This window comes from Leifsonia sp. 2TAF2, from assembly GCF_052115085.1.
Lineage (GTDB): Bacteria > Actinomycetota > Actinomycetes > Actinomycetales > Microbacteriaceae > Leifsonia.
This window is the reverse complement of record NZ_JBFRFY010000001.1, coordinates 1982189-2005992: the sequence shown is the minus strand read 5'-3', so window position 1 is coordinate 2005992 and position 23804 is coordinate 1982189. Positions and strand designations below refer to the sequence as shown.

Below are 23804 nucleotides of genomic sequence, written 5' to 3'. Positions count from 1 at the left end.
ATGACCGACCTGACCAGGCTCTCGGCCTCCGACCTCGCCGGGAAGCTCGCGGCGGGCGAGGTCTCCTCCGTCGAGGCCGTCCGCGCCCACCTCGACCGCATCGAGGCCGTCGACGCCGACGTCCACGCGTTCCTCCACGTCGCAAGCGACAACGCGCTTCGCACCGCCGCCGAAATCGACGGCCGGCGTGCCGCGGGTGAGCCGCTCGGCGCCCTCGCGGGCGTCCCGATCGCGATCAAAGACGTGCTCGCCACCCACGACATGCCCTCCACCTCCGGATCGAAGATCCTCGAGGGCTGGATTCCGCCGTACGACGCGACCGTCGTCCGGAAGCTCCGTGAGGCCGACCTCGTGCCGCTCGGCAAGACCAACATGGACGAGTTCGCGATGGGCTCCTCCACCGAGCACTCCGCCTACGGGCCGACACGGAACCCGTGGGATCTGGAGCGCATCCCGGGCGGTTCGGGCGGTGGCTCCGCCGCTGCCGTCTCGGCGTTCGAGGCTCCGCTCGCACTCGGCTCCGACACCGGCGGGTCGATCCGTCAGCCTGCCGCTGTGACCGGATCGGTCGGGGTGAAGCCGACCTACGGCGGCGTCAGCCGGTACGGAGCGATCGCCCTCGCGAGCTCGCTCGATCAGGTAGGCCCGGTGTCGCGTTCGGTCCTGGATGCGGGCCTCCTGCACGACGTCATCGGCGGCCACGACAAGTTCGACTCCACCTCGCTGACCGACACCTGGCCGTCGATGGCGGACGCCGCCCGGGCGGGCCGTCGTGACGGCGCGCTGAAGGGCGTGCGCGTCGGCGTCATCCGCGAGATCGCGGGCGACGGTTTCCAGGCGGGCGTGAAGCAGCGCTTCGACGAGTCGCTGGCCCTGCTGGAGTCCGCGGGCGCCGAGATCGTGGAGGTGAGCGCGCCCAGCTTCGAGTACGCCGTCTCCGCGTACTACCTGATCCTCCCGGCGGAGGCCTCCAGCAACCTGGCGCGCTTCGACTCGGTGCGGTTCGGTCTGCGGGTCGACCCGGCCGACGCTCCGGTCACCGTCGAGCGCGTGATGGCCGCGACTCGTGACGCGGGCTTCGGGCCCGAGGTCAAGCGACGCATCATCCTCGGCACCTACGCCCTGAGCGCGGGCTACTACGACGCCTACTACGGCAGCGCGCAGAAGGTGCGCACGCTCATTCAGCGCGACTTCCAGTCGGCGTTCGAGAAGGTGGATGTGCTGGTCAGCCCGAGCGCGCCGACGACCGCGTTCAAGCTGGGCGAGAAGATCGACGACCCGATGGCGATGTATCTCAACGACATCACCACCATCCCGGCCAATCTCGCCGGTGTGCCGGGCATGGGCCTGCCGATCGGCCTCGCGCCGGAGGACGGCCTCCCCGTCGGGATGCAGCTGATGGCGCCCGCCCGCGCGGACGCCCGCCTCTACACCTACGGCGCGGCGCTCGAGCAGCTGCTCGAGGAGCAGTGGGGGGCGCCGCTGCTCAGCCAGGCGCCCGACCTGAGCGCCACCGAGATGTTCGCGAGCGAAGAGGGAGCCGTCTGATGGCGAACGCCACCGCCCAGAAAGTCCAGCTGATGGACTACGACCGAGCCCTGGAACTGTTCGAGCCGGTGCTCGGGTTCGAGGTGCACGTCGAGCTGAACACCAAGACCAAGATGTTCTGCGGCTGCGCCAACGAGTTCGGCTCCGGCGCCAACACGAACACGTGCCCGACCTGCCTCGGCCTCCCCGGCGGCATGCCGCAGGTCAACGAGAAGGCGATCGAGTCGAGCATCCGGCTGGGCCTCGCCCTCGGCTGCGAGATCGCCGAGTCGAGCCGCTTCGCGCGGAAGAACTACTTCTACCCGGACCTCGCGAAGGACTTCCAGACCTCTCAGTACGACGAGCCGATCGCCCATGACGGGACCATCACGATCGAGTTGGAGAGCGGTCGCGAGATCACCATCGCGATCGAGCGCGCCCACATGGAGGAGGACGCCGGCAAGCTGACGCACGTCGGAGGCGCGACCGGCCGCATCCAGGGCGCCGACTACTCGCTGGTGGACTTCAACCGCGGCGGCGTCCCGCTGGTCGAGATCGTCACGAAGATCATCGAGGGCACCGAGGCGGACGCTCCGGAGGTCGGCCGTGCGTACGTGCGGGCGATCCGCGACATCGTCAAGGGTCTGGGCGTCTCCAACGCCCGGATGGAGGAGGGCAACGTGCGCTGCGACGCCAACATCTCCCTCCGCCGCCGCGGCAGCACCGAGCTCGGCACCCGTACCGAGACCAAGAACGTCAACTCGCTGCGTTCGATCGAGCGCGCGGTGCGCTACGAGATCCAGCGCCAGGCGGCGATCCTCGAGGCCGGCGGCACGATCATCCAGGAGACCCGGCACTGGCACGAGGACTCCGGTACCACCAGTGCCGGGCGCCCGAAGTCGGACGCGGACGACTACCGCTACTTCCCGGAGCCGGACCTCGTGCCGGTCGCGCCGAGCCGCGACTGGGTGGAGGAGCTGCGCGGCACGCTGCCGGAGCAGCCGGCCGCCCGCCGCAAGCGTCTCACCGCCGAGTGGGGCTTCACGCCGCTCGAGTTCCAGGACGTCGCCAACGCCGACCTGCTGGACGAGGTCGAGGCCACGATCGCCGCAGGCGCGAGCCCCGCGGCCGCACGCAAGTGGTGGACGGGCGAGATCGCCCGCCTCGCGAACGCGCAGAACGTGCCGGCCGGCACCCTGGTCAGCCCGCAGAACGTGGCGGAGCTCGCCGGGCTCATCGACGCCGGAACGCTGACCGACCGCCTGGCCCGCCAGGTGCTCGAGGGCGTCATCGCGGGTGAGGGACGTCCGCAGGAGGTCGTCGATGCGCGTGGCCTCGCGGTCGTCTCCGACGACGGCGCGCTGATCGCCGCGATCGACGAGGCCCTTGCGGCCCAGCCGGACGTGCTGGCGAAGATCCGCGACGGCAAGGTGCAGGCCGCCGGTGCGGTCATCGGCGCGGTCATGAAGGCGATGCGCGGCCAGGCGGACGCCGCCCGCGTCCGTGAGCTGGTCCTCGAGCGCGCGAGCGCGACAGCAGCGGAATAGGTCCGACCCGGGGCGGTCACGCGGCCGACGTGACCGCCCTTCTGGCAAAGCTCAGAGCATCCAGCTGGTGCAGTTGCCGTCCTCGTCGTGGCTGGAGCACTGCCACGACGGCTCGCAGCGTAGGAGCCGCCCGGTCTCGTCCCGATACGCAACATCGGGAGCGGGGCAGTCCGACTGGTCGTCGGATCCCGCGTCCTGACCAGGGTCCGGATCGGGCGCTGGGTCATCTACGGTGGGCGACGGGGAACCGTCCGGAGTGGCGGACTGCTGCCCGGTGCCTGCGTCGTTCGCGGAGTCGTCGGCTGCAGCCTGCGCTGCAGCCTGCGCTGCCGCAGCCGCCTGCGCTGCCGCTTCGGCGGCCGCCTGCGCCGCGGCCTGCGCCGCGAGCTCCTGCTGCTCGGCGGTGAAACGAGCGGGAAGCGTGCTGCGGTAGGCGCGCTGGTCCTGACGCAGCGAATCGACGACGGAAGCCTGCGCCGCGGCGATGCGGGACTGGTCCTGGGCCTCCGCGGCTGCTTGGCTGGTGGCGATGAAGAGCGAGGCGGAGACGCTGAGCGCCGTCACGACCACGGCGCCGGTCACTGTCATCACGAGCTTCTTGTGCGCGGCCAGGCTTTTCGCCCAACGGCCCGCGTCGTTCCCCCGAACACGCATGCCGGAAGCATACCGCCCGGTGTGATTGTGGGCCAGAGGTACTTCGTGTGCGGTTTTGCTGACTCCCAGCCGACGCGTGCAGAGTAGGCGTATGGGCGTCTTCACTCTCGGTGGCCTGACCACCGCTCCCGCTTCGTCCCACACCGAGCTGCTCGCGCCGCCCACGCTGGCGGCGCTGGATGCGCTCGGCTGGCTGGACGAGGTCGGCGTGGTGGAGATCGACCCCGACATCTCCGACACTGCCGCCACCCGTGACGAGTTCGGGCTGGATGCGTCGAACCTCGCGAACTGCGTGGTCGTCGCGGGCAAGCGGGAGGGCATCGAGCGGATCGCCGCATGCGTCGTGCTCTCGACGACCCGCGCAGACGTCAACAGCACCGTCAAGCGCCTGCTGGATGTGCGCAAGGCGTCGTTCCTGCCGATGGACCGTGCGGTCGAGCTGACCGGCATGGAGTACGGCGGGATCACCCCGATCGGCCTGCCCGACGGCTGGCCGGTGCTGGTCGACGCGCGGGTGCTGGATGCCGGCGTCGTGATCATCGGCTCTGGGGTGCGTCGCTCCAAGATCCTCCTGCCCGGCCGGCTGCTCGGCGAGCTGCCGAACGCCCAGGTCATCGAGGGCCTGGGGCTGGAGGCACCGGCGTCGTGATCGTGTCGTCATGACCGGAACGGCTGACCGCATCCTCGCCCCGGTCCGAACCCGCCTGATCGAGACCCTCGCGGGCCGATCCGACGAGGTCCCCGCGTGGATCCTGCGCCTCGAATTCGGCGAGGACGAGGGATTCTTCGGGCCGGACAGCGCTGCGTGGGCGGTACACGGCGGCATGCCGACGCTGGTCGCAGGGGTCCGCGCTCTGCTGCTGCAGGCGCTCCACCCGGGCGCACTGGCCGGGGTGCGCGACTTCTCCCGGTACCGTGAGGACCCGCTGGGCCGCCTGGCCGGTACCATCCAGTGGATCCACACCGTCACCTTCGGCAGCCGCGATCAGGCTGTCGCCGGTTCGGAGATGGTGCGCAGCCTCCACCGCCGCGTGCAGGGCACCTTCGTCGATGGCCACGGTGTCGAGCGAACGTACTCCGCCAACGATCCCGAACTGGCGCGCTGGGTGCACCTGGCGTTCACCGATGCCTTCCTGACCGCCCATGAGCACTGGGGCGGCGCCATCCCCGGCGGGTCGGACAGGTACGTAGACGAGTGGGCGATCGCGGCCGAGCTGATGGGTGTCCCGGACCCGCCGCGCACCGCGGCGGCGCTCCGGTCCGAGATCGATGCGGTCACCGATGCGGGGGAGTTGCGCGGAGGGCCGGAGGTGGAGGAGATCGTGCGGTTCATCCGCCGCGCTCCGCTGCGCAGGATGCTGCGGCCGTCGTACCGGATCGTCTTCCGCGCAGCCGTGTCGACGCTGGAACCGCGCCACCGGGCGCTGCTCGGGCTGCCGCCTGGACCGGCGGAACGGATGCTGCCCTTTCACGGCGCCACTTCGGCCGTGCTGAGCGGTGCGCGGACGCTGCTCGGACCGCAGCCCCAGGCGGAGCTCGCCGCCCGACGGCGGCTCGACCGGCTCGCCTCCGCCTGAACCGCGCCGCGTGCGAGGATGACGGCATGGATGACGGCATGGATGAAGCCCGCACGGACCACACCACCGACCGCACCCGGACCGTCACCTGGGAGGACCCGGCCCCGGGCGTCGCACTGATGCCGACGATGACGGGCCTGGAGTACCTCCGCACGATGCTCCGCGGCGAACTCCCGCCGCCTCCGATCACGGCACTGATGCGGATGACGCTCGTCTCTGCGGACCCCGGCACCGCGACCTTCGTCTGCGAGCCCGACGAGTCGCACTACAACCCGATCGGTTCGGTGCACGGCGGCTACCTGTGCACGGCCCTCGACTCGGCGCTGGGCTGCGCCGTGCAGACGACCCTTCCGCAGGGGCAGGGCTACACGTCCATCGAGATCAAGGTGAACTACCTCCGGCCGGTCTTCGCGCACACGGGCGCGCTGACCTGCACCGCGACGGTCACCAAGCCCGGCAACCGGGTCGCCTTCGCCGACGGCGTCATCACCGACGGGTCCGGGAAGACGGTGGCCACCGCGACCGGATCGCTCCTGGTGTTCCCGATCGCCTGAGCGGTTCTGCCGGGCTACTTGCCCAGGTCCGTGAGCAGCTTCTCCCGGACCTTCCGCCGGATGACCTTGCCGACGATCGACCGCGGCAGTTCGTCCAGCTGGTAGACGTGCTTGGGCACCTTGTACGGGGTGAGGCAGTCCCGGCCGAACGCGCGGATCGCCTCCTCGTCGAAGGATGCGCCCGCCTCCATCACGACGGCGGCCACCACATCCTCGCCCCCGCGGCGGTGCGGGAGCCCGACCACCGCGACATCGGCGACGCCCGGGTAGGAGCGGAGCGCGTCCTCGACCTCGCTCGGCGACACGTTGAACCCGCCGGTGACGATGAGCTCCTTGATGCGGTCGACGATGCGGACGAAGCCGTCTTCATCCATCGTCACGATGTCGCCGGTGCGGAACCAGCCGTCGTTCGAGAAGACCTTCGCCGACTCGTCGGGCTTGCGCCAGTATCCCGAGAACACTTGCGGCCCGCGGGCGAGCAGTTCGCCCTCCTCGCCGAAGGGGCGGTCGACCGACGGGTCCTCCGGGTCGGCGACCCGCAACTCGGTGCTCGGCAGGGGGAGGCCGACGGTGCCGGCCCGGCGGGTCGCGCCGACCGGGTTCGCCATGAGCACCGGCGAGCACTCCGACAGGCCGTAGCCTTCGACCAGATATCCGCCGGTCTTGTCCTCCCAGAGGTCGACGATGCCCTGCGGGAGGCTCATCGCGCCGGAGATCGCGATCTGGATCCCGGAAAGCGAGACCTTCCGCTCCTGCGCCGCCTGGACCAGCCGCTCGTAGATCGGCGGGACGGCGGGGAGGAAGGTGGCAGGCCGCTTCTTCATCACGTCGAGCACGAGCTCCGGATCGAATTTGGGGAACAGGACGAGTCGCGCGCCCATGCTCATCGCGAACGTCAGGCACAGGGTGAGCCCGTACGCGTGGAAGAGGGGGAGGACCGCGTAGACGACAGAGCTTCCGCGCTCGATCGTGGGCACCCAGGCCCGCGCCTGGGCGGCGTTGACGGTCAGGTTCCCGTGGCTGAGCATCGCGCCTTTCGGCAGCGCGGTGGTGCCCGAGGTGTACTGGATGAGCGCGAGATCGTCGCGCTCCGGCCGGGGGTATGAGGCCTTCAGCCGGCGGGAGGCGACCAGCGAATCCCAGCCGATCGTGCCGGAGACCTTCGCGGTCAGCTGCTCCCGTGCCGTGCGGGCGGCGCGCACCGGCAGGCGCAGGGCGAAGCGCTTGGACGCGGGCATCGCCCGCGTCAGGTCGACGGAGATGACGGTGGTGACGCCGAGGTCGGCCGGAAGTGCCTGGACCGTGGCCGCGACCTTGTCCCAGACGATCGCCACAGCGGCGCCGTGGTCCTCGAACTGATGGCGGAGTTCGCGCGGCGTGTAGAGCGGGTTGTGCTCGACCACGACGGCGCCGAGACGAAGCACGGCGTAGAAAGCGGCGACGTGCTGCGGGCAGTTCGGCAGCACCAGGGCGACCCGGTCGCCCTTCTTCACGCCCAGCTTGCGCAGCCCCTCGGCCGCGCGGACGATCTGGTCGCCCAGCTCGGCGTAGGTCGTCGTGGCGCCAAAGAACTCCAGTGCGACATGACGGCCGTAGGTCGTCACCGATTCTTCGATCAGGTGGGCGAGGGAGCCGTCGGGCAGCTCCACCTCAGCGGGCACGTCAGGCGCGTAGTGGGCCACCCAGGGCTTCGCGTCGTAGGGAGGGTGCTCGTGGCTGTCGCTCGTCGCGCTGTCCGTTGTCACGGGCGCAAGCCTACGCGGGCGCGGACAGCGCTCGCACGGCCTCCTCGATGCGGGTGTCGCCGCCGATGACCTCCCACTGCTTGCCGATGCTCCCCGCCTCGGCGAGGGCGGCGGCGATCAGGGTCGCGACGTCCTCCCGCGCGATGCTGCCGCGCGGGACGCTCTCGCCGAGAGTCACCCGGCCGGTGCCCTCCTCTGTGGTGAGGCCGCCCGGTCGCAGGATAGTCCAGTCGAGGGTGGATTCGCGCAGCGCCGTGTCGGCGTCCCGCTTGGCCTCGACGTACGCCTTCCACACGGGGTCCGTATCATCGACCGGCGCATCCACGCCCCAGGCGGAGACCTGCACGAAGCGCTGGATGCCGGCCTGCGCGGCCGCCTCCTGCGCCTTCACCGAACCGCCGTAGTCGACCGTCCGCTTGCGCTCAATGCCTGAGCCCGCGCCCGCGCCGGCGGTGAACACCACGGCGTCGCAGCCGGAGATCGCGGCGGCGAGCTCGGAAGCCTCGGCCTTCTCGATGTCGACGAGGGCGCCCTCGCCGCCCAGACGGTAGACGTCGTCGGCGTGCTCCTCGTTGCGGACGACACCCACGAATTCGTCACCGCGGTCGTAGAGCACCCGCATGAGCTGCTGGGCGACTTTTCCGTGGGCACCGATGATCGCGACTCGAGTCATATCCCCATCCTTCCACCGAGGCGCGGGACGTGCGACACGCGTCCGCCTCGCGCGAACGCTCTGGGCTGCCGCGACTCGTTCTGTTACGGTCGTGACCATGACCGCCCTGCTCGAGCTGCTCGGACGCGCCCTCGCGTCGGCGCTCGGCATGCCCGGACTCGGAGCGCACGGCGGTAGCCCCGCCGGCGTCGTCGCCCTCGCCGGTGTGGCCGGTGCGCTGGGCCTCGTCGCCGTGGTCGCGGCGGCTGCGTTGCGGTCGGTGGCGGCGCTCGCGGCATCGCTCCGCCTCCGCTCGGTGTGGTCGCGGCCCATCGAGCCGGTCGCCGGATGGCTGGCGGAGAGCCAGTCCGACCCGGATGCGGACGGTCGTCCGCGCCCCAGGGCGCCCGGCGCCCCCCTGCCGGTCGCGTAGCCGCGCGTCGCATCCCGCCTCGGCGGGCGACGTCCCTCGCGACCAGACGTGTCCTCACTCGTCCTCATCGCAGGGAATCACTCACTCATGGACTTCTTCTCCTGGCCGCCGATCGCGGCCATCCTCGACGGCGCCTACGGCCTCGTCACCGCCCTCTCCACCGCCGTCGAGCCGTTCGCCGGCACTGCGGCCGGTCTCATCGCCGTCGTCGTCCTGACGATGCTCGTCCGCATCCTGCTCATCCCGGTCGGCGTCAGCCAGGTTCGGGCCGAGTTCCACCGTCGTCGCCTCGCGCCGCAGCTCGCCGAGCTGCAGCGCCGTCACGCGGGTGACCGCGAGACGCTCGCCCGCAAGACGATGGAGCTGTACCAGGCGGAGCAGGTCTCGCCCTTCGCCGGGATGCTGCCGCTGCTCGCACAGATTCCCGTCATCACGCTCCTCTACGCGGTGTTCACGCATCCGACCATCGCCGGGCACGCCAACACGCTGCTCACGGAGCGCGCGTTCGGCGCGCCGCTCGGCACCAGCTTCGTCGGCCTGACCGGTGCCGGGGCCGGAGTCTGGCCCGCGATGCTCGTCTACCTGGGCGTGCTCGCGCTGATCGCGGTGGTGACGACCGTGTCCCGGCGCGTCCTGACGCTGCCGCAGCCGGAGGGCGCCTCGACGCCGGCCGGGATGCTGCGGGCGCTGTCGTTCCTGCCGTACGTGACGGTGGTGTTCGCAGCCTTCGTCCCGCTGGCGGCAGCGGTCTACATCCTCACCTCGACCGCGTGGACCGTCGCCGAGCGCTGGACGCTCCGCCGGCTGCTCGATCCGGCCCGCGGGACGGGGGAGAGCGCCCGGCCGACCACGTCGCACTGAGCGCATCCACACGTGGGAATGGCACGATGAGAGGCATGTGGAGACGCACGCAGCATGATCGGCCGGCAGACGACGCGGGCGCGGCCCGGCGCAGCGGGCTCGGGCTGGGCGTCGGCGTGCAGGTGTACGTGCGGGAGCGCATCCCCGTCGGAAGCGACGACTGGGTCGACGAGCCGACGGGCGTGATCATCGCCCCCGGCGACCGCAGCCTGCGGAACGTCTACGGCCCGGCCGACGGACTGACGACGTGGACCGTGGCCTTCTCGGAGCCGCAGTACCGTCGCGACGGTCGCGGGCCGTACGAGACCGCGATCGTGCCGGCGTCGCTGCTGGTCGCCGAGGAGCCGTTCCCCGGCTGACGCCGTGCCGACGAGCGATACCCGACTGAACCGGTTCGGCACCCACTACCTCCGCACGGCGCGCGAACCTACAATGACGGCATGTTCGTCGAGGGCACCCTTCGATGGCAGGTCACGGAAGACTGCCCGTGGGACCTGCTGATGGCGCTCGCCATCCGCGACCTCGCCGGCTTGAGCGGACGGGTGCAGCCGATCCTGCCGCCGCTCGAACCGGCGGTGTCCCCGGCGTTCCAGACGCACCCAGCGGAGCCGTCCGGGGGGCCGATGCGGATGCGCCCGGCCCAACTCGGCGGCTCGCGGCCGGCCCACCACGGTGAGCGCGGCGAGGGCGCGGACGACGGCCGGACGGACGCGCTGGCGCGCCAGTGGCAGGCGTGGTTCGACGTCGCGGCCGATCGTCACAGGAGGCAGAATGCCCCGCTGCTCCGACCGCCGCACTTCGAGGCCTTCGACCGGGCGATCGAACTGCAGGATGCGGTGATCGCGCACTACGACGCGGCCGCCGGCTGGACGGCCGAACGCCACGCTGACTACGTCGCCGCCACGACGGACTCCCACGCCCGCCGGGCCGCCGACATCGTCGACGTGGTGCGCGAGCGCGAGCACGAACTGCGGCGGCAGGCCGGATACTTCCGGCTCGACATCGACGTGCTCCCGCTGGCCGAGAAGGGCGCGTGGATCGTCGGACCGCACACCGTGGCGATCAGCGCGACCCTGCGCGACGACTCCGCCGCGTTCCGCGACTGGCTCCGCCCGCTCGTGGCGGCTCTGGTCTGACGCGCCCGCCGCATCCGCACCCGGAGCCCTCGCCGAGCGGCGACAAGATGTCACCACTCGACGAGGATTCCGACAACGACTCACCACTCACGGGCGCCTCGGCCGCATCCGGCCGCCCAGGGCGCACCTAGCGCGTCACGCGGGGCGCTTGGACGGTGATGCGGTGAGCGCCGGGTCGGTCTGCGCCACATCCCCGACGGCCTCGTCGATGCGCGCCATCACGTCGCCGGTGAGCTTGACGCCCGCCGCCGCGGCGTTCGAGCGCACCTGCTCCGGTCGCGACGCACCCACGATCGCGCCAGACACGTTCTGGTTCTGCAGCACCCACGCCACGGCGAGCTGCGCCATGGTGATGCCGAGCTCGTCCGCGATCGGCTGCAGCCCCTGGACGGCGGTGAGCACGTCCTCCCGCATGAAGCTGCGGATGGCGTCCGCCCCGCCCTTGTCGTCGGCCGCGCGGCTGCCCTCGGGCGCCTGCTGACCCGGCTTGTACTTGCCGGTCAGCACACCCTGCGCCACCGGTGACCAGACGATCTGAGAGATCCCGAGCTCGCCCGAGGTCGGGATGACCTGCTTCTCGATGACCCGCCACAGCATCGAGTACTGCGGCTGGTTCGAGATGAGCTGGATGCCGAGCTCCTTCGCGAGCGCGTGTCCCGCCCGCAGCTGGTCGGCCGTCCACTCGCTGACGCCGATGTAGAGCGCTTTGCCGTGCCGGACCACGTCCGCGAAGGCCTGCATGGTCTCCTCGAGCGGCGTTTCGCTGTCGTAGCGGTGCGCCTGGTAGAGGTCGACGTAGTCGGTGCCGAGACGCTGCAGCGAGCCGTCGATCGACTCGAGGATGTGCTTGCGCGAGAGCCCGGTGTCGTTGTGGCCCTTCGGGCCGGTCGGCCAATACACCTTCGTGAAGACTTCGAGCGACTGGCGGCGCTGACCCTTCAGTGCATCGCCGAGGACCTGCTCCGCTGCCGTGTTGGCGTACGCGTCGGCCGTATCGAAGGTGGTGATGCCCGCGTCGAGGGCGGCATGCACGCTCTGCGTGGCGATGTCGTTCTCGACCTGGGAGCCGTGGGTGAGCCAGTTGCCGTAGATGATCTCGGAGATCTTGAGTCCGCTGTTGCCGAGGTACCTGAATTCCATGGCTCCAACGTATCCCCGTCGGGCCACCCGTTCGCCCGCCATCCGCCGAGGTGCTCGTTGTTGTGCCTACGACCGGCGTGTCGGCAGCATCTACGAGCACCTCACCGCATATCGAGGGGAGGGGTGCGTGAACGGAGACCCCGGTGTCGGCCGCAGGTGAGAAGCTGGAGGGGTGGGACGAGCGGATGGCAGCGAGCGGCAGGTCAGCGCATCCGATGTCGACGACTCGGAGGCGGGCATCCTGCACGTCGACATGGATGCGTTCTTCGCCTCCGTCGAGCTGCTGGAGCGCCCGGATGCGCGCGGCAAGCCCGCCATCGTCGGCCACGCGGGCGGCCGTGGTGTAGTGACGAGCGCCACGTACGAGGCGCGCCGCTACGGCGTCCGGAGTGCGATGCCGATGTCGCAGGCCCTCCGTTTGTGCCCGAACGCGATCATCCTGCCGCCGCACTACGAGCGCTACACCGAGTACTCCGCGAAGGTGATGGACATCTTCCGCGAGGTCACCCCGCTGGTGGAGCCGCTGAGCATCGACGAGGCGTTCCTCGACGTGCGGGGCGCCCGCCGGCTGCTCGGCTCGCCGCGCCGGATCGCCGAGCTGATCCGCTCGCGCGTGCAGGAGGAGACCGGCCTGACCTGCTCGGTGGGGGCGGCGGCGACGAAGTTCATGGCCAAGCTGGCCTCGGGCCGTGCGAAGCCCGACGGTCTGCTGGTGATCCCGCGGTCGGAGACGCTCGCGTTCCTCCGTCCGCTGCCCGTCGGCGCGCTCTGGGGGGTCGGGGCGAGCACGCAGGCGGCGCTCGAGCGGATGGGCCTTCTGACCGTCGCAGACCTGGCCGATGCCCCGCTCCACGTCCTGCAGAAGGCGGTCGGCGACGCGAGCGGTCGCAAGCTGCACGAGCTGGCCAACGGGCGGGATGCGCGCCGCATCGTCACCGAGTCGCGCGAGAAGAGCATCGGGCACGAGAACACCTTCGGCACCGACGTCGACGATCCGGACATGCTCCGCCGCGAGCTCCTCCGGCTCTCCGGCCGTGTCGGGGAGCGGCTCCGGAAGCACGCGATGGTCGCGCGGACGGTGTCGATCAAGGTGCGCTTCTCCGACTTCCGGACCATCACGCGGTCGCGGACGCTGGCCGAGCCGACCAACGTCGGCAGGCGGCTCTTCGAGGAGGCGTGGGATGTGTTCGGCGCGCTGGGCCTCGACGTGCGGCAGACGCCCATCCGGCTCATCGGCGTTCGTGCCGAGCAGCTTCTGGACGCGGGCGGCGACGCCCTCGCGCTGTGGGACCCGGACGAGGAGTGGCGCGAGACTGAGCGCACCCTGGATGCGGTGAGCGCGCGGTTCGGCCGCGGCATGATCGGGCCGGCCTCGCTGGTCCGGCGTTCGCGCGACGCGGACGAGGAAGAGCAGGACGGGCGCAACCCGAAGTACGTGAGCGACTGATCGAGCCTGGTCAGGCCGCGAACCGCGCGCTACGGTGGCTTGCATGACGAACATCTCGCTCAAGCTCGCGGAGACCCTCAGCGGCTCCGGCATCAAGTCGGTCTATGGCGAGCCCGTCGTCGTGGACGGCACCACGGTCGTGCCGGTGGCTGCCGTGCAATTCGGCTTCGGCGCGGGCTCCGTCGGCGAGGGCGGCGAGGACGCGCCCGGTGGCGGTGGTGGCGGTGGCTGGGCTGTCCCGTTCGGCGCCTACATCTCGGACGAGACCGGCGTGCGGTTCCGGCCGAACCTGATCACGCTGCTCGCGGTCGGCATCCCCTTCGTCTGGGTCGCGGGCCACGCCTGGGCTCGCGTGATCCGCGCGCTGAAGAAGTAGCGCCGCCGCCGCTCCGGACTACACTGGAGGCGAACACGGGAGTCCGGTGAGCCGGGCTGAGAGGAGACTTCTCCAAGTCTCGACCGTCGAACCTGATCTGGGTCATGCCAGCGCAGGGAGGCCTTCTCACATCCCGTGCCCTGTTTCGCAGAATGAAAGGGCACGTCCAGTGCATGCAACCATTACGTCCACGGGCGCGCGTACGCGCGTCCTCCGCTGGCGGGTCGTCGACATCGTCGTCGCCAGTGTCGTCGCCGTCGCATCCGGCGTCGTCTTCTGGGTCTGGGGCGTCGTCCAGAACCCGATCTCGGGCCCGGTCGGGGCCCTCCTGCCCGGTTTCCAGGGCATCCTGAACGGTCCGTGGCTGTTCGCCGGAGTGCTCGTCGCGCTCATCGTGCGCAAGCCCGGTGCTGCCCTGTTCGGCGAGCTGGTCGCCGCGATCGTCTCCGCTCTGATCGGGACGCAGTGGGGCTTCGCCACGCTGCTCTCCGGTGTCGTGCAGGGGCTGGGCGCGGAGATCGTCTTCGCGCTGTTCCTGTACGCGAACTGGCGGCTGGTGCCGGCGATCCTCGCTGGTGCGGGCGCCGGGCTGGCGGAGTCCATCCTCGACCTCCTCTACTGGTACCCGGGTTCGAAGCCGGAGTTCGCCATCACGTATGCCGTCACGACGACCGTGTCGGGTGCCGTCGTTGCGGGCCTCGGTTCCTGGCTGCTGGTGCGAGCGCTGGCGCGGACCGGGGCGCTGAGCCGATTCGCAGCGGGTCGCGAGGCGCAGAGGGCCTCGCGGGTGTGACGACCGTGTCGCTCGGGCTTCCGGTCGCTGCCGCCGCCGCCGTTCGCGTGGACGGCTGGGGCTGGCGTTACTCCGGCCGTAGCGCGTGGGCGGCTCGGGGCGTCGACCTGCGCATCGAACCGGGGGAGCGCGTTCTGCTGCTCGGCGCCTCCGGGGCGGGCAAGAGCACGCTGCTGGCCGGGCTGGCCGGTGTGCTCGGCGGGGACGACGACGGCGAGGCGGAGGGGTCGCTCACCGTCGCGGGGCGTTCGCCGGCGGACGCGCGGGGGAGTACGGGGCTGCTGCTGCAGGATCCGGACGCCCAGGTCATCCTGGCCCGCGTCGGCGACGATGTGGCCTTCGGCTGCGAGAACCTCGGCGTGCCGCGGGACGAGATCTGGTACCGGGTGCGGGCGGCGCTGAGGGAGGTGGGGCTCGACGTCCCGCTCGACCGATCGACCGCCCAGCTGTCCGGCGGCCAGAAGCAGCGGCTCGCCCTGGCGGGGATCCTCGCCATGCGGCCCGGCCTGCTGCTGCTCGACGAACCGACGGCGAACCTCGATCCGGAAGGGGTGCTGGAGGTCCGGGATGCGGTGCGCGCGGCGCTCGACGCGTCCGGCGCCACCCTCGTGGTGGTCGAGCACCGCGTCGCGGTCTGGCGTGACCTCGTGAACCGTGTGGTCGTGCTCGGCGCCGACGGCGGCGTGCTGGCCGACGGCGCGCCGGATGCGGTCCTGGCCGACCGCGGCGGCGAGCTTCGGCGCGCCGGCGTGTGGCTGCCGGACACCGCCGTTCCGGAGGCACCCGTCGTGCGTGAGGGCGACCCGCTGCTGACCGGCCGATCGCTCGTGTTCGGACGCGGCCCAGCGGCCACTCGTCGTCGGCGCCGTGACCGGATGGTCACGGGGACGCCTGTCGGCCTGCCCGTCGACGTCGACGTGCGGGAGGGCGCGGCGCTCGCCCTCACAGGCCGGAACGGTGCGGGGAAGTCGACGCTCGCGCTCACGCTCGGCGGCCTCCTTCCCGTGCTCGGCGGCTCGCTGACGGCGGAGCCGATGCTCGCCGACGACGCGTCGCCCGAGCCTGCTGCCTGGCGCTCGCGCGAGCTGCTGACCCGCATCGGCAGCGTCTTCCAGAACCCGGAGCATCAGTTCATCGCCTCCACCGTCCGTGAAGAGCTCGCCGCTGGGCCGCGCGCCCTGCGCCTGCCCGAGGACCAGGTTCAGCAACGGGTGGAGGAGCTGCTCGATCGCCTGACGCTGGCCCGATTCGCCGAGGCGAACCCGTTCACGCTCTCGGGCGGCCAGAAACGACGGCTCTCCGTCGGGACGGCCCTGGCGACCCGGCCGCGCGTGCTGGTGCTGGACGAACCGACATTCGGACAGGACGCCCGCACCTGGGACGGGCTGGTGCGGATGATCTCGTCGCTTCGACAGGAGGGTCACGCGATCGTCGCGGCCACCCACGATGCCGAATTCGTGCAGGCGGTGGGGGCCGCGGCGCTCCGGCTTGATACGGCGGAGGTGGACGCGTGACGCTCCTTGCACCGGTGCGGACCGGTCCGCTCGCCACCCTGAACCCCGTCGCGAAGCTCGGCGCCGCGATGATCGTGACCGTCGCGCTGCTGCTGTCGATCGATCCCGTCTCGGCCAGTGTCGCGCTGGCGCTGGAACTGGTGCTGCTCGCGTTCGCACGCCTGCCGCTGCGTGTCATCCTGGCCCGCACGGCTCCCGTCTGGATCGCCGCTCCGCTCGCCGGGCTCACCACCGTTCTGTACGGCCAGAGCTCCGGCACCGTCTACGTGCAGTGGTGGGCCGTCGAGATCAGCGACGGATCTCTGGCGCTCGGGGTGGCGACGACGCTCCGCGTGCTCGCCATCGGCTTACCCGCGGTGCTCCTGTTCGTGACCATCGACCCGACCGACCTGGCCGATGGGCTGGCGCAGTTGCTCCGCCTCCCTGCCCGGTTCGTCATCGGCGGCCTCGCGGGCCTCCGACTGGTGGGCCTGTTCGCCGAGGATTGGCGCGCGCTCACGCTCGCCCGCCGCGCGCGTGGGGTCGCCGAGTCGGGGGCCGTGCGCCGGTTCCTGGGGCAGTCGTTCGCTCTGTTCGTGCTGTCGCTCCGTCGCGGAACGAAACTGGCGACGGCGATGGAGGCCCGCGGATTCGGCGCCTCCCGCGTCCGTACATGGGCTCGTCCGTCGGTGTTCCGGCCGAGGGACTGGGTGACGCTGGTGGTGGCGGTGCTGGTCGCGGCGACCGCGATCGGGGCGGCCGTGGCGACGGGGAGCTGGAATGCGCCGCTGTCGTGACGTGGATGCGCTGGATGCGCTGGATGCGCTGGATGCTGCCGTGACCGCCGCCGTTGACGCCGCACGCGCGCTCGGTCGCACTCCGGTGATCCTGATCGACGGTCCGAGCGGCGCGGGCAAGAGTTCGCTCGCCGACCGAATGCTCGCCGAGTGGCCTGCCGCGGGCCGGCCGCGGCTGGTCCGGATGGACGACCTCTATCCGGGATGGGACGGCCTGGACGCGGGCAGCGCCGCGCTCGGGCGTGGCCTGCTCGAGCCGCTGCGCACATCCGGAACCGGGAGCTGGGAGCGCTGGGACTGGGCGGCCGAGCGCCCGGCAGGCCGAGTGATGGTCACCGGCCGTGAGCCCCTGGTCGTGGAGGGATGCGGCACGCTGTCCCGCGCGAACGCTGGGAACGCCGACCTGACCGTGTGGCTGGAGGCCGACGACATCCTGCGGAAGGGTCGTGCGCTCGCCCGCGACGGAGAGACGTTCGCGCTCCAGTGGGACCGTTGGCAGGCCGAGTTCGAGCGATTCGTCGCCCGCGAGCGTCCGGTGGAGCGCGCCGGGCTGGTCCTCGACGTGTCCGCCCTGGATCTGACCGGCGGCGCGACCGGCGGCGCGACCGACGCCCCAACGGGGACTACGGTGGAGTCATGACCGAAGCACGACAGGACCCCGAATACATCGTCGAGTACGCCGACGGGCCGCTCGTCGGCCAGACCGACCGCCGTTTCCTGGTGGACGGCAAAGTGGACGAGCGCATCGGCGTCATCGCGGCTGTCGAGGGCCTCGAATCGACGTTCTGGTACGTCCTGAGTGAAGAGCGTGACGTGGAGGGGCAGCGCCTGGCGTCGTACCGCTTCGACGCGCCGGACTCCGACCCGGTGGAAGCCGACAAGGAAGACGAGTCGATCTTCGGCAACGGCGCCTGATCGCGGCCTGAGGAGCGGCGCGGACCTCGGCGGCTACGCCCAGCCCAGGTCGTGCAGTCGCTCGTCGTCGATGCCGTAGTAGTGCGCGATCTCGTGCACGAGAGTGACGTGGATCTCGTCCCGTAACTCGTCCTCGTCCGCGCTGATCGCCAGGAGCGGTTCCCGGTAGAGCACGATGCGGTCCGGCATCTCGCCGAACCCGTACGTGTCGCGTTCGGTGAGGGCCACGCCCTCGTAGAGGCCGAGCAGGTCGAGCGAGCCGTCCTCCGGGCGATCCTCGACCACGAAGACGACATTGTCGAGACCGTCGACCATCTCGTCCGGCAGCAGGTCGAGCTCGTCGGTGACGATCCTCTCGAACGCGTCCACACCGATGTCGAGGGTCACCGGCGGGTCACCAGGCCTCGGCGACCGCGGCGTGCAGGTCGAGCAGGGATGGCGTCCGCTCGCTCGGACCCCGGCCGAACCCGCACTCGCTGCCGACGCCGAAGCGCTGCACCGCCGTCGCTGCCGCCTGGGCCCGGCGCCGGGCGCCGTCGACGCCGTCCTCGTGGTGGATGAGGCCCAGGTACAGCTCCGTCTCCGCCGGGACCTCGACCGCAGCAAGCGGTGCGAAGTACGCGGCGTCGTCGCGCTCGATCGGCACGGGGAGGTGCACCCAGGTGACCGGGCGAGCGGCGCCGGCCAGGATGCCGCTCAGCACCTCGGCGAGGTGCCCCGCGTCGGCCGGCTGCACGAAGTGCTGCTCCTCGACGTCGCCATAGCAGAGGTGGTAGCCCACCTCGACGCTCGCGGGCACGGCCGCTGCCTGGCGGATGGCGCGTTCGAGGACGCCGGCGAGCACGTCGTCGCCGAACCAGGATGGCATCCGTCCTTCCAGCAACGCGAATTCGACCGCGGTATCCCACTGGATCGCGAGGTCCTCGTGCGGGATTCCGTCGAGGATGCGCTGGAGCTCGGCGAACAGGGCCCTCTCGTAGGCGGGCTCGAAGGCGGCGCGGTCCTCCGCCACGATGAACGGGCCGACCACGCCGGCCGGGGTGGGCAGCGACACCTGGAAGCGCGTTCCTGCGGTGATCACGCCCTCGTCGCGAAGGCGGCGGAAGACGTCGTAGGAGTCGAGTGCGGCCTCCGCGTAGCCGAGGTCCGGGAACACCAGTTCGTCGGCGGAGACGCCTTCGTCGAGACGGAACGGCCGGCCGTCGAAGACCTCGCGCAGGTAGAACGGGTCGACGGGGATGCGGGAGATCCCGTCCATCGCATCCAGCCGGTTGGTCTGGAACTGCACCCAGTAGAAGCGTTCGCCCACCTCGCCGTCCGGAATACGAAGCATCCGGTCGCCGAGGTGGGCGCTCACGGTACGGAACACGCTCTCCGAGTCGGGCAGGTTGACGCTGCCGACGAGGTGGGCTCCGCGGATGACGGGGGAGGCCTGGTCGCCGCGGATGACGGGGGAGGCGGGGTCGCTGGGAGTGCTCGTGCTCACTCGCGCGAGTCTACCGGCGCATCCCGCAGCCTCCCCGGCCGCCGATCAATACCAGTTGACGGACTCCGAGTGACCCCACGCACTGCACGGGGTGCCATAGCCGCGGGAGATGTAGTCGAGGCCCCACTTGATCTGGGTGGTGGCGTTGCTGGCCCAGTCGGTGCCGAACGACGCCATCTTGCTGCCGGGCAGCGCCTGCGGGATGCCCGTGGCGCCGCTGCCGGAGTTGGACGCCTGGTAGTTCCAGCCGGACTCGCGCTGCCACAGCTTGTCGAGGCACTGGAACTGGTCGGCGCCCCAGCCGTACTGGCTGGCGGCGAGGCTGGCCGCGAAGCTCTTCGCGCCGGCGGGGGTGTTGGCCGCGGCGAGGGCGGCTGCCGCATCGGCGGCGGCCTTGGCGGCCGCGGCGGCTGCACGGCGGTCGGCCTCGGCGCCGGCGGCGGCCAGGGCGTCGGACGCGCTCTTGGCCGTGTCGATGCTGTTGCGCAGCTTGGTGTCGCCGAGCTTGGTGAAGTCGCTCAGGCCGGCGATCGCGGTCTTGGCGGCGGAGACGTCGGCCTTGGCCTGGTTGGCGGCGACCGTGGCCTGGGCGCCGGTCAGCGTCGCCTTCGCCTCACGCTCGAGGCGATCGCGCACGATCGAGTCGTAGACGGAGAGCTGGTCGTGGTGCATCCCGGTCGCCTGCGAGAGTTCGCGCGTCTGGCGCTCGCTCTCCTGCTGCTGGGCGATCGCCGGGGCGAGCAGGCTCGCGCCCATGATCACGGCGGCGGCACCGGAGACGATGCGTCCGAACGGGACGGGACTGTTCTTGACGGAGGTACGGAGGGACGTGCGAAGGGAGTTCAGCATGCTTTTCCTGGATGGGGCTTCCCCGCCTGACGCGTTTCGGCACCGTGGGAGCGAACGCGCCCGGGCCCCGTTTCGGGAGGGGCTCTGCGGGCTGACAACCGCGCGGCACGTGCGGAAGCGCTCGTGGACCCGGGGTCCGGAAGGCGCGACGCGAAGCGCGGGTGTGCCGGGCGACCATGGCGGACATCCAGGGGTGGGCGTCGGGGGAACGCCTCGGGGGGTTGGGGGGCTGGATGCGCCTGCGCGGCACGGACGGCTGTCGATGCCGTCGGAAATGAACCCTAGGCGCTGTTTCTGGACGGTTCGGGCATAGAGCCTGACAAAGTCGTGTACGCGTCAACGACCGGCGACGGTCTCCTCCACCTCGACGGCGGCCTCCGCTTCGTCCATCCGGCGGTTCGTCACCCACATCATCGGGATGAGCTGGAGCACGACGAGACCGCCCATGATGAGGAACACCCAACGGACGCCGAGGAGCTGCCCGATGATGCCGCCGGCCGCAGCGCCCAGGGGCATCGTGCCCCAGGCGAGCAGCCGGTAGGCACTGTTCAAGCGCCCGAGCAGCCGGGTCGGCGTGATCCGCTGGCGGAGCGACACCGTGATGACGTTCCAGACGGACACGGTCACGCCGCCCAGTAGCAGCCCGGCGCCGATGACGAAGGGATTGTCGGTGAAACCGGGCGTCGCCACGGTGAGCAGCGAGCCGAGAATGGTGATGACGAGCGCACGCGAACGGCCGAGAAACCGCTCCGCCGGTTCGGCGAGGAAGGTGCCGAGTACGCTCCCGATGGCGGATGCGGTCAGCAGCAGGCCGTAAGCCGGGTCGGTCAGCTGCATCGCCGACTGCGGACCGACGGCGTACAGCACGAAGACGGTGAAGACGGCGGAGCTCGCGAAGTTGAAGACGCCGACCATGATCGCGAGCGTCCGCAGCACTGTGCTCCCGCGCAGGAAGCGGAGACCCTCGGCGATGTCCGCGCGGATCGTGGTCGGCTCGCTCCGCTCGGCGCGGAAGCGGCCGCGCAGGAGCAGCAGGACGCCGATCGCCGCGACCCACAGCAGCACGGGTGTGCCGAAGGCGAGCGCGACGCCCGCCGCCACGAGGAACCCGCCCAGCGGCGGCCCGATGAACTGGTTGGCCGTGAGTTCGGCAGCGTACAGGCGGCCGTTGGCTCGGGAGAGACGGTCGCGCGGCACCAACTGCGGAAGGATCGACTGCGCCGACGTGTCGTAGACCGTCTCGGCCACGCCGATGCAGAGGGCCGCTGCGTACAGCAGCCAGATCGAGCCCGCGCCGGTCAGAGAGACGATGGTGAGGCAGGCGAGGAACAGCGCGCGGGCTCCGTTCGCGACCAGCATGAGCCGCCGCCGGTCCAGGCGGTCGGCCAGAGCTCCCGCGGTCAGCGCGAAGAGCAGCCAGGGGAGGGTGAAGGCGAAGGCCAGTCCGGCGATCACGGCGGGGGAGTCGGTGTAGCGCACGGCGACCAGCGGCAGCGCGACCTTCATCACGCCGTCGGCAAGGTTGGAGAGCCCTGCGGACGTCCACAGCTTCGCGTACGGAGCACCGAGTCCTTGTGCGGTCATGGGTCCAGCCTTGCACGCTGATTGAGAAAACTCAATCGATGGGAGGAATCCCAATTGAAGGACTACAGTGGGGCCATGACCGACGATCGCCGCGCTGACCCGGACGCCAAGCGGCGCCCGGCGACGCCGCAGGAGCTGAAAGCGATGTCCCATCCGCTGCGTGTTCGCATCCTGCGCCTCTGTGGCGATAGTGAGCTCACCAACAAGCAGCTCGCCGACCGGCTCGGCGTCGACCCGGGAACCGTTTACTACCACGTGCGCCAACTCGTCGATGCGGGCTTTCTCGAGCCCGCCGAGGTGCGGACGGGCGAGAGCGGCGCGCTCGAGAAGCCCTACCGCTCCACCGGTCGCACCTGGTGGCTGTCCGTGTCCCTCGACGACCTCGACCTCAGCGAGGGCCTCGCCCCGGTGGATGCGTTCCAGCAGGAGCTGGCCGAGGCCGGGCCCGAATCGATCGCCACCTACGCGCGGTTCTCTCTGCACCTGTCACCGGAGGACGTCGCGGAGCTTGATCGCCGCATCGTCGCGGTCATCGACGAGTACGTCGAGAGCGATCGTGAGCGGTCGCACCTGCCGGCGCACGGCGGGATCTTCCTGATGCATCGCGCTGCAAAGGGAAAAGACCCGGGATCGTCCGATCCCGGGTCTTCAGTGGGGTGAGTAACGGGGCTTGAACCCGCGACCTCCTGGACCACAACCAGGCGCTCTACCAACTGAGCTATACCCACCATGGCGCCCCGCGAGCCTGTCGGCCCTCGAAGCAACTCATCGATTCTAGCCCATCAAAGGAGCCCATTTTTCCACCACACCCGCGGCCAGCGCCTGGGTGTCTTCGGTGGTGGGGCCGGGCGGGGCGACGAACGCGGCGGACCGGTAGTAGTCGAGCTCACGGATGGACTCGAGGATGTCGGCGAGCGCGCGGTGGCCGCCGTTCTTCTCCGGCGCGTTGAAGTAGATGCGCGGGAACCAGCGGCGGGCGAGCTCCTTGATCGAGGAGACGTCGACGTTGCGGTAGTGCAGGTGGTTGTCGAGCCGCGGCATGTACTTGGCGATGAACATGCGGTCGGTGCCGATCGTGTTGCCGGCGAGCGGAGCGGTGCGTGCGGTCGGCGCGAACTTCAGCACGTACTCCAGCACCTCGTACTCGGCCTCCGCCAGGCTCTTGCCGTTCGGAATCTCCTCGATGAGGCCCGAGGTGGTGTGCATCTGGCGCACGAACTCACCCATGTTCTCCAGAGCCGATGCATCGGGCTTGATGACGATGCTGAGGCCGGGGTCGAGCACGTTCAGCTCGAAGTCCGTGATCACGACCGCGATCTCGACCAGCTCGTCGACCTCGAGGTCGAGGCCGGTCATCTCGCAGTCGATCCAGACCAGTCGATCCGAGGAATTAGCCATACCAGCGAGTCTAGTAGGGGCCTCCGACAGGGCCGGTCACGCGCTGCGGCACCGGGAGCTTGGGCCCCATCCCGTCGCCGGCGGAGACGTGGCGGAGCCGCCGGCCGATCCACGGGATCGCGTACACGCGCACCCACGTCCGCAGCGGGACGGAGTCCGGAGGCGACGGCGGCTCGTGCGGTGCCGCCGTCTCGGGGCCGCCGATCTCGGCGTACGGCACGCCGAGCGCATGCGCCGCATGCGCCGCGAGCAGCCGGTGCCCGCGCGTGCTGAGGTGCACCCGGTCGGACGCCCACATCGCCGGGTCGCGGAACTCGCGCACGCCCCAGACATCGAGCACCACGGCGCGCTGGTCGCGCGCGATGCTCCAGATGTTCGCGTTGAACACGGCCGCCCGGCCGCGGAACGGCTTCAGGAAGAACGCGAACTGCGGGTCGAAGATGTTCGCGAGCAGCACCGTCGCGCCCGACACCCGCAGAGAACGGATGCCGTCCTCGAGCCGGGCGGCCAGCGCGTCCGGATCGGCGGCCGGGCTCATCAGGTCGTTTCCGCCGATCATCACGGAGACGAGGTCCGGCCGCAGCTCGAGCGCATGCGGGATCTGCGCATCCACGACGTCGGCGATGCGGCGCCCGCGCACGGCGAGGTTCGCGAACTCGACGGTCGCGCCGGCGAGCCGTGCGTCGCCATCGAGGATGCCGGCCAGGCGGTCGGCCCAGCCGAGGAACGCCCCCGGCTGTCCGGGCGCGTGGTCGCACAAGCCCTCGGTGAGCGAGTCTCCGAGGGCGACGTATCGCGTGAAGGTCGTTCGGCTCACGTCTCGATTGTGTGCGCACCGCC

27 protein-coding genes, 1 tRNA gene and 1 riboswitch are annotated in these 23804 nt (G+C 70.9%); of the genes, 17 read left to right on the top strand and 11 right to left on the bottom strand.

The annotated features are described in order from the left end of the window. The gene (gene gatA, locus AB4Z18_RS09700) at positions 1 to 1548 is read left to right on the top strand and encodes an Asp-tRNA(Asn)/Glu-tRNA(Gln) amidotransferase subunit GatA (RefSeq protein ID WP_441782472.1); all 1548 of its coding nucleotides are present in this window, start codon (positions 1 to 3) and stop codon (positions 1546 to 1548) included. Next, entirely contained in the window at positions 1548 to 3074 is a 1527-nt protein-coding gene (gatB, locus tag AB4Z18_RS09695; protein ID WP_441782471.1) for an Asp-tRNA(Asn)/Glu-tRNA(Gln) amidotransferase subunit GatB, read from the top strand. Before gatA ends, gatB begins: the two co-directional genes overlap by 1 nt. A 51-nt stretch (positions 3075 to 3125) precedes the next feature. Here the strand turns inward: gatB and AB4Z18_RS09690 are convergent, their stop codons facing one another. Continuing rightward, the gene (locus tag AB4Z18_RS09690; protein WP_441782470.1) at positions 3126 to 3728 is read right to left on the bottom strand and encodes a hypothetical protein; all 603 of its coding nucleotides are present in this window, start codon (positions 3726 to 3728) and stop codon (positions 3126 to 3128) included. A gap of 91 nt (positions 3729 to 3819) precedes the next feature. Between AB4Z18_RS09690 and AB4Z18_RS09685 the strand changes: the two genes are divergently transcribed. From AB4Z18_RS09685 to AB4Z18_RS09675, 3 genes are read left to right on the top strand one after another with little or no spacing between them, the layout of a single operon-like run. After that, positions 3820 to 4377 (top strand): YbaK/EbsC family protein, encoded by a 558-nt coding sequence (locus tag AB4Z18_RS09685; RefSeq protein ID WP_441782469.1) that lies wholly within the window; start codon positions 3820 to 3822, stop codon positions 4375 to 4377. 10 nt (positions 4378 to 4387) lie between these two features. Next, positions 4388 to 5305 carry an oxygenase MpaB family protein gene (locus tag AB4Z18_RS09680; RefSeq protein WP_441782468.1) on the top strand — a complete coding sequence of 306 codons (918 nt, stop codon included), beginning with the start codon at positions 4388 to 4390 and terminating at the stop codon, positions 5303 to 5305. 26 nt (positions 5306 to 5331) lie between these two features. Beyond that, entirely contained in the window at positions 5332 to 5859 is a 528-nt protein-coding gene (locus AB4Z18_RS09675) for a PaaI family thioesterase (RefSeq protein ID WP_441782467.1), read from the top strand. 14 nt (positions 5860 to 5873) lie between these two features. Here AB4Z18_RS09675 and AB4Z18_RS09670 read toward each other — a convergent pair whose 3' ends face one another. Continuing rightward, positions 5874 to 7604 (bottom strand): long-chain-fatty-acid--CoA ligase, encoded by a 1731-nt coding sequence (locus AB4Z18_RS09670; protein WP_441782466.1) that lies wholly within the window; start codon positions 7602 to 7604, stop codon positions 5874 to 5876. A 10-nt stretch (positions 7605 to 7614) separates the two neighbouring features. Then, positions 7615 to 8277, bottom strand: coding sequence for an SDR family oxidoreductase (locus AB4Z18_RS09665; RefSeq protein ID WP_441782465.1), 663 nt, complete (start codon positions 8275 to 8277; stop codon positions 7615 to 7617). A gap of 97 nt (positions 8278 to 8374) precedes the next feature. Here AB4Z18_RS09665 and AB4Z18_RS09660 point away from each other — a divergent pair, with 97 nt between their 5' ends. The 4 genes from AB4Z18_RS09660 to AB4Z18_RS09645 all read left to right on the top strand — a co-directional run bounded on the left by AB4Z18_RS09660 (position 8375) and on the right by AB4Z18_RS09645 (position 10686). Further along, entirely contained in the window at positions 8375 to 8689 is a 315-nt protein-coding gene (locus AB4Z18_RS09660; RefSeq protein ID WP_441782464.1) for a DUF6412 domain-containing protein, read from the top strand. Positions 8690 to 8776: 87 nt separating this feature from the next. After that, positions 8777 to 9550 carry a YidC/Oxa1 family membrane protein insertase gene (locus tag AB4Z18_RS09655; RefSeq protein WP_441783002.1) on the top strand — a complete coding sequence of 258 codons (774 nt, stop codon included), beginning with the start codon at positions 8777 to 8779 and terminating at the stop codon, positions 9548 to 9550. A 35-nt stretch (positions 9551 to 9585) separates the two neighbouring features. After that, on the top strand, positions 9586 to 9909 hold the full coding sequence (locus AB4Z18_RS09650) for a hypothetical protein (RefSeq protein WP_441782463.1): 324 nt from the start codon (positions 9586 to 9588) through the stop codon (positions 9907 to 9909). Positions 9910 to 9990: 81 nt separating this feature from the next. Further along, the gene (locus AB4Z18_RS09645) at positions 9991 to 10686 is read left to right on the top strand and encodes a hypothetical protein (RefSeq protein ID WP_441782462.1); all 696 of its coding nucleotides are present in this window, start codon (positions 9991 to 9993) and stop codon (positions 10684 to 10686) included. 135 nt (positions 10687 to 10821) lie between these two features. Here the strand turns inward: AB4Z18_RS09645 and AB4Z18_RS09640 are convergent, their stop codons facing one another. Next, on the bottom strand, positions 10822 to 11826 hold the full coding sequence (locus tag AB4Z18_RS09640; RefSeq protein ID WP_441782461.1) for an aldo/keto reductase family protein: 1005 nt from the start codon (positions 11824 to 11826) through the stop codon (positions 10822 to 10824). A 172-nt stretch (positions 11827 to 11998) separates the two neighbouring features. Here AB4Z18_RS09640 and AB4Z18_RS09635 point away from each other — a divergent pair, with 172 nt between their 5' ends. The 7 genes from AB4Z18_RS09635 to AB4Z18_RS09605 all read left to right on the top strand — a co-directional run bounded on the left by AB4Z18_RS09635 (position 11999) and on the right by AB4Z18_RS09605 (position 17647). Further along, positions 11999 to 13273, top strand: coding sequence for a DNA polymerase IV (locus AB4Z18_RS09635; RefSeq protein WP_441782460.1), 1275 nt, complete (start codon positions 11999 to 12001; stop codon positions 13271 to 13273). Between the two features lie 43 nt (positions 13274 to 13316). Beyond that, a complete protein-coding gene (locus tag AB4Z18_RS09630; protein WP_441782459.1) occupies positions 13317 to 13649 on the top strand; it encodes a spore germination protein GerW family protein in 333 nt (110 codons plus the stop codon). 25 nt (positions 13650 to 13674) lie between these two features. Beyond that, positions 13675 to 13785, top strand: a riboswitch (TPP riboswitch). 33 nt (positions 13786 to 13818) lie between these two features. Continuing rightward, the gene (locus AB4Z18_RS09625) at positions 13819 to 14442 is read left to right on the top strand and encodes an ECF transporter S component (RefSeq protein WP_441782458.1); all 624 of its coding nucleotides are present in this window, start codon (positions 13819 to 13821) and stop codon (positions 14440 to 14442) included. After that, on the top strand, positions 14439 to 15956 hold the full coding sequence (locus tag AB4Z18_RS09620; protein ID WP_441782457.1) for an ABC transporter ATP-binding protein: 1518 nt from the start codon (positions 14439 to 14441) through the stop codon (positions 15954 to 15956). Before AB4Z18_RS09625 ends, AB4Z18_RS09620 begins: the two co-directional genes overlap by 4 nt. Continuing rightward, a complete protein-coding gene (locus AB4Z18_RS09615) occupies positions 15953 to 16732 on the top strand; it encodes an energy-coupling factor transporter transmembrane component T family protein (RefSeq protein WP_441782456.1) in 780 nt (259 codons plus the stop codon). Before AB4Z18_RS09620 ends, AB4Z18_RS09615 begins: the two co-directional genes overlap by 4 nt. Further along, the gene (locus AB4Z18_RS09610; protein ID WP_441782455.1) at positions 16716 to 17372 is read left to right on the top strand and encodes an ATP-binding protein; all 657 of its coding nucleotides are present in this window, start codon (positions 16716 to 16718) and stop codon (positions 17370 to 17372) included. Before AB4Z18_RS09615 ends, AB4Z18_RS09610 begins: the two co-directional genes overlap by 17 nt. Continuing rightward, a complete protein-coding gene (locus tag AB4Z18_RS09605) occupies positions 17369 to 17647 on the top strand; it encodes a hypothetical protein (RefSeq protein WP_441782454.1) in 279 nt (92 codons plus the stop codon). Before AB4Z18_RS09610 ends, AB4Z18_RS09605 begins: the two co-directional genes overlap by 4 nt. Positions 17648 to 17680: 33 nt before the next feature. Here AB4Z18_RS09605 and AB4Z18_RS09600 read toward each other — a convergent pair whose 3' ends face one another. The 4 genes from AB4Z18_RS09600 to AB4Z18_RS09585 all read right to left on the bottom strand — a co-directional run bounded on the left by AB4Z18_RS09600 (position 17681) and on the right by AB4Z18_RS09585 (position 21566). Then, positions 17681 to 18034, bottom strand: coding sequence for a metallopeptidase family protein (locus AB4Z18_RS09600; protein ID WP_441782453.1), 354 nt, complete (start codon positions 18032 to 18034; stop codon positions 17681 to 17683). A gap of 7 nt (positions 18035 to 18041) precedes the next feature. After that, on the bottom strand, positions 18042 to 19133 hold the full coding sequence (locus tag AB4Z18_RS09595; RefSeq protein WP_441782452.1) for a hypothetical protein: 1092 nt from the start codon (positions 19131 to 19133) through the stop codon (positions 18042 to 18044). A gap of 45 nt (positions 19134 to 19178) precedes the next feature. Further along, a complete protein-coding gene (locus AB4Z18_RS09590; protein ID WP_441782451.1) occupies positions 19179 to 19982 on the bottom strand; it encodes a hypothetical protein in 804 nt (267 codons plus the stop codon). 336 nt (positions 19983 to 20318) lie between these two features. Next, positions 20319 to 21566 carry an MFS transporter gene (locus tag AB4Z18_RS09585; protein ID WP_441782450.1) on the bottom strand — a complete coding sequence of 416 codons (1248 nt, stop codon included), beginning with the start codon at positions 21564 to 21566 and terminating at the stop codon, positions 20319 to 20321. Positions 21567 to 21641: 75 nt separating this feature from the next. On the opposite strand from AB4Z18_RS09585, the gene AB4Z18_RS09580 reads away from it, so the two are divergent. Further along, a complete protein-coding gene (locus AB4Z18_RS09580) occupies positions 21642 to 22226 on the top strand; it encodes an ArsR/SmtB family transcription factor (protein WP_441782449.1) in 585 nt (194 codons plus the stop codon). Here the strand turns inward: AB4Z18_RS09580 and AB4Z18_RS09575 are convergent. From AB4Z18_RS09575 to AB4Z18_RS09565, 3 genes are all read right to left on the bottom strand, one after another. Next, a tRNA-His gene (locus AB4Z18_RS09575) sits at positions 22219 to 22294 on the bottom strand. The genes AB4Z18_RS09580 and AB4Z18_RS09575 overlap by 8 nt on opposite strands. Positions 22295 to 22340: 46 nt before the next feature. After that, positions 22341 to 22964 (bottom strand): oligoribonuclease, encoded by a 624-nt coding sequence (gene orn, locus AB4Z18_RS09570; protein WP_441782448.1) that lies wholly within the window; start codon positions 22962 to 22964, stop codon positions 22341 to 22343. A gap of 10 nt (positions 22965 to 22974) precedes the next feature. Beyond that, positions 22975 to 23781, bottom strand: a complete 807-nt coding sequence (locus tag AB4Z18_RS09565) for an SGNH/GDSL hydrolase family protein (RefSeq protein ID WP_441782447.1) — start codon at positions 23779 to 23781, stop codon at positions 22975 to 22977. Positions 23782 to 23804 lie beyond the last annotated feature (23 nt).

Coding starts and splice junctions, on each gene's coding strand:
- AB4Z18_RS09680 (WP_441782468.1), top strand. CDS start 4,388: ATGACCGGAACGGCTGACCGCATCCTCGCCCCGGTCCGAACCCGCCTG.
- gatA (WP_441782472.1), top strand. CDS start 1: ATGACCGACCTGACCAGGCTCTCGGCCTCCGACCTCGCCGGGAAGCTC.
- AB4Z18_RS09610 (WP_441782455.1), top strand. CDS start 16,716: ATGCGCCGCTGTCGTGACGTGGATGCGCTGGATGCGCTGGATGCGCTG.
- AB4Z18_RS09605 (WP_441782454.1), top strand. CDS start 17,369: ATGACCGAAGCACGACAGGACCCCGAATACATCGTCGAGTACGCCGAC.
- AB4Z18_RS09665 (WP_441782465.1), bottom strand. CDS start 8,277: ATGACTCGAGTCGCGATCATCGGTGCCCACGGAAAAGTCGCCCAGCAG.
- AB4Z18_RS09675 (WP_441782467.1), top strand. CDS start 5,332: ATGGATGACGGCATGGATGAAGCCCGCACGGACCACACCACCGACCGC.
- AB4Z18_RS09655 (WP_441783002.1), top strand. CDS start 8,777: ATGGACTTCTTCTCCTGGCCGCCGATCGCGGCCATCCTCGACGGCGCC.
- AB4Z18_RS09580 (WP_441782449.1), top strand. CDS start 21,642: ATGACCGACGATCGCCGCGCTGACCCGGACGCCAAGCGGCGCCCGGCG.
- AB4Z18_RS09590 (WP_441782451.1), bottom strand. CDS start 19,982: ATGCTGAACTCCCTTCGCACGTCCCTCCGTACCTCCGTCAAGAACAGT.
- AB4Z18_RS09685 (WP_441782469.1), top strand. CDS start 3,820: ATGGGCGTCTTCACTCTCGGTGGCCTGACCACCGCTCCCGCTTCGTCC.
- AB4Z18_RS09630 (WP_441782459.1), top strand. CDS start 13,317: ATGACGAACATCTCGCTCAAGCTCGCGGAGACCCTCAGCGGCTCCGGC.
- AB4Z18_RS09660 (WP_441782464.1), top strand. CDS start 8,375: ATGACCGCCCTGCTCGAGCTGCTCGGACGCGCCCTCGCGTCGGCGCTC.
- AB4Z18_RS09585 (WP_441782450.1), bottom strand. CDS start 21,566: ATGACCGCACAAGGACTCGGTGCTCCGTACGCGAAGCTGTGGACGTCC.
- gatB (WP_441782471.1), top strand. CDS start 1,548: ATGGCGAACGCCACCGCCCAGAAAGTCCAGCTGATGGACTACGACCGA.
- AB4Z18_RS09645 (WP_441782462.1), top strand. CDS start 9,991: ATGTTCGTCGAGGGCACCCTTCGATGGCAGGTCACGGAAGACTGCCCG.
- AB4Z18_RS09650 (WP_441782463.1), top strand. CDS start 9,586: ATGTGGAGACGCACGCAGCATGATCGGCCGGCAGACGACGCGGGCGCG.
- orn (WP_441782448.1), bottom strand. CDS start 22,964: ATGGCTAATTCCTCGGATCGACTGGTCTGGATCGACTGCGAGATGACC.
- AB4Z18_RS09640 (WP_441782461.1), bottom strand. CDS start 11,826: ATGGAATTCAGGTACCTCGGCAACAGCGGACTCAAGATCTCCGAGATC.
- AB4Z18_RS09690 (WP_441782470.1), bottom strand. CDS start 3,728: ATGCGTGTTCGGGGGAACGACGCGGGCCGTTGGGCGAAAAGCCTGGCC.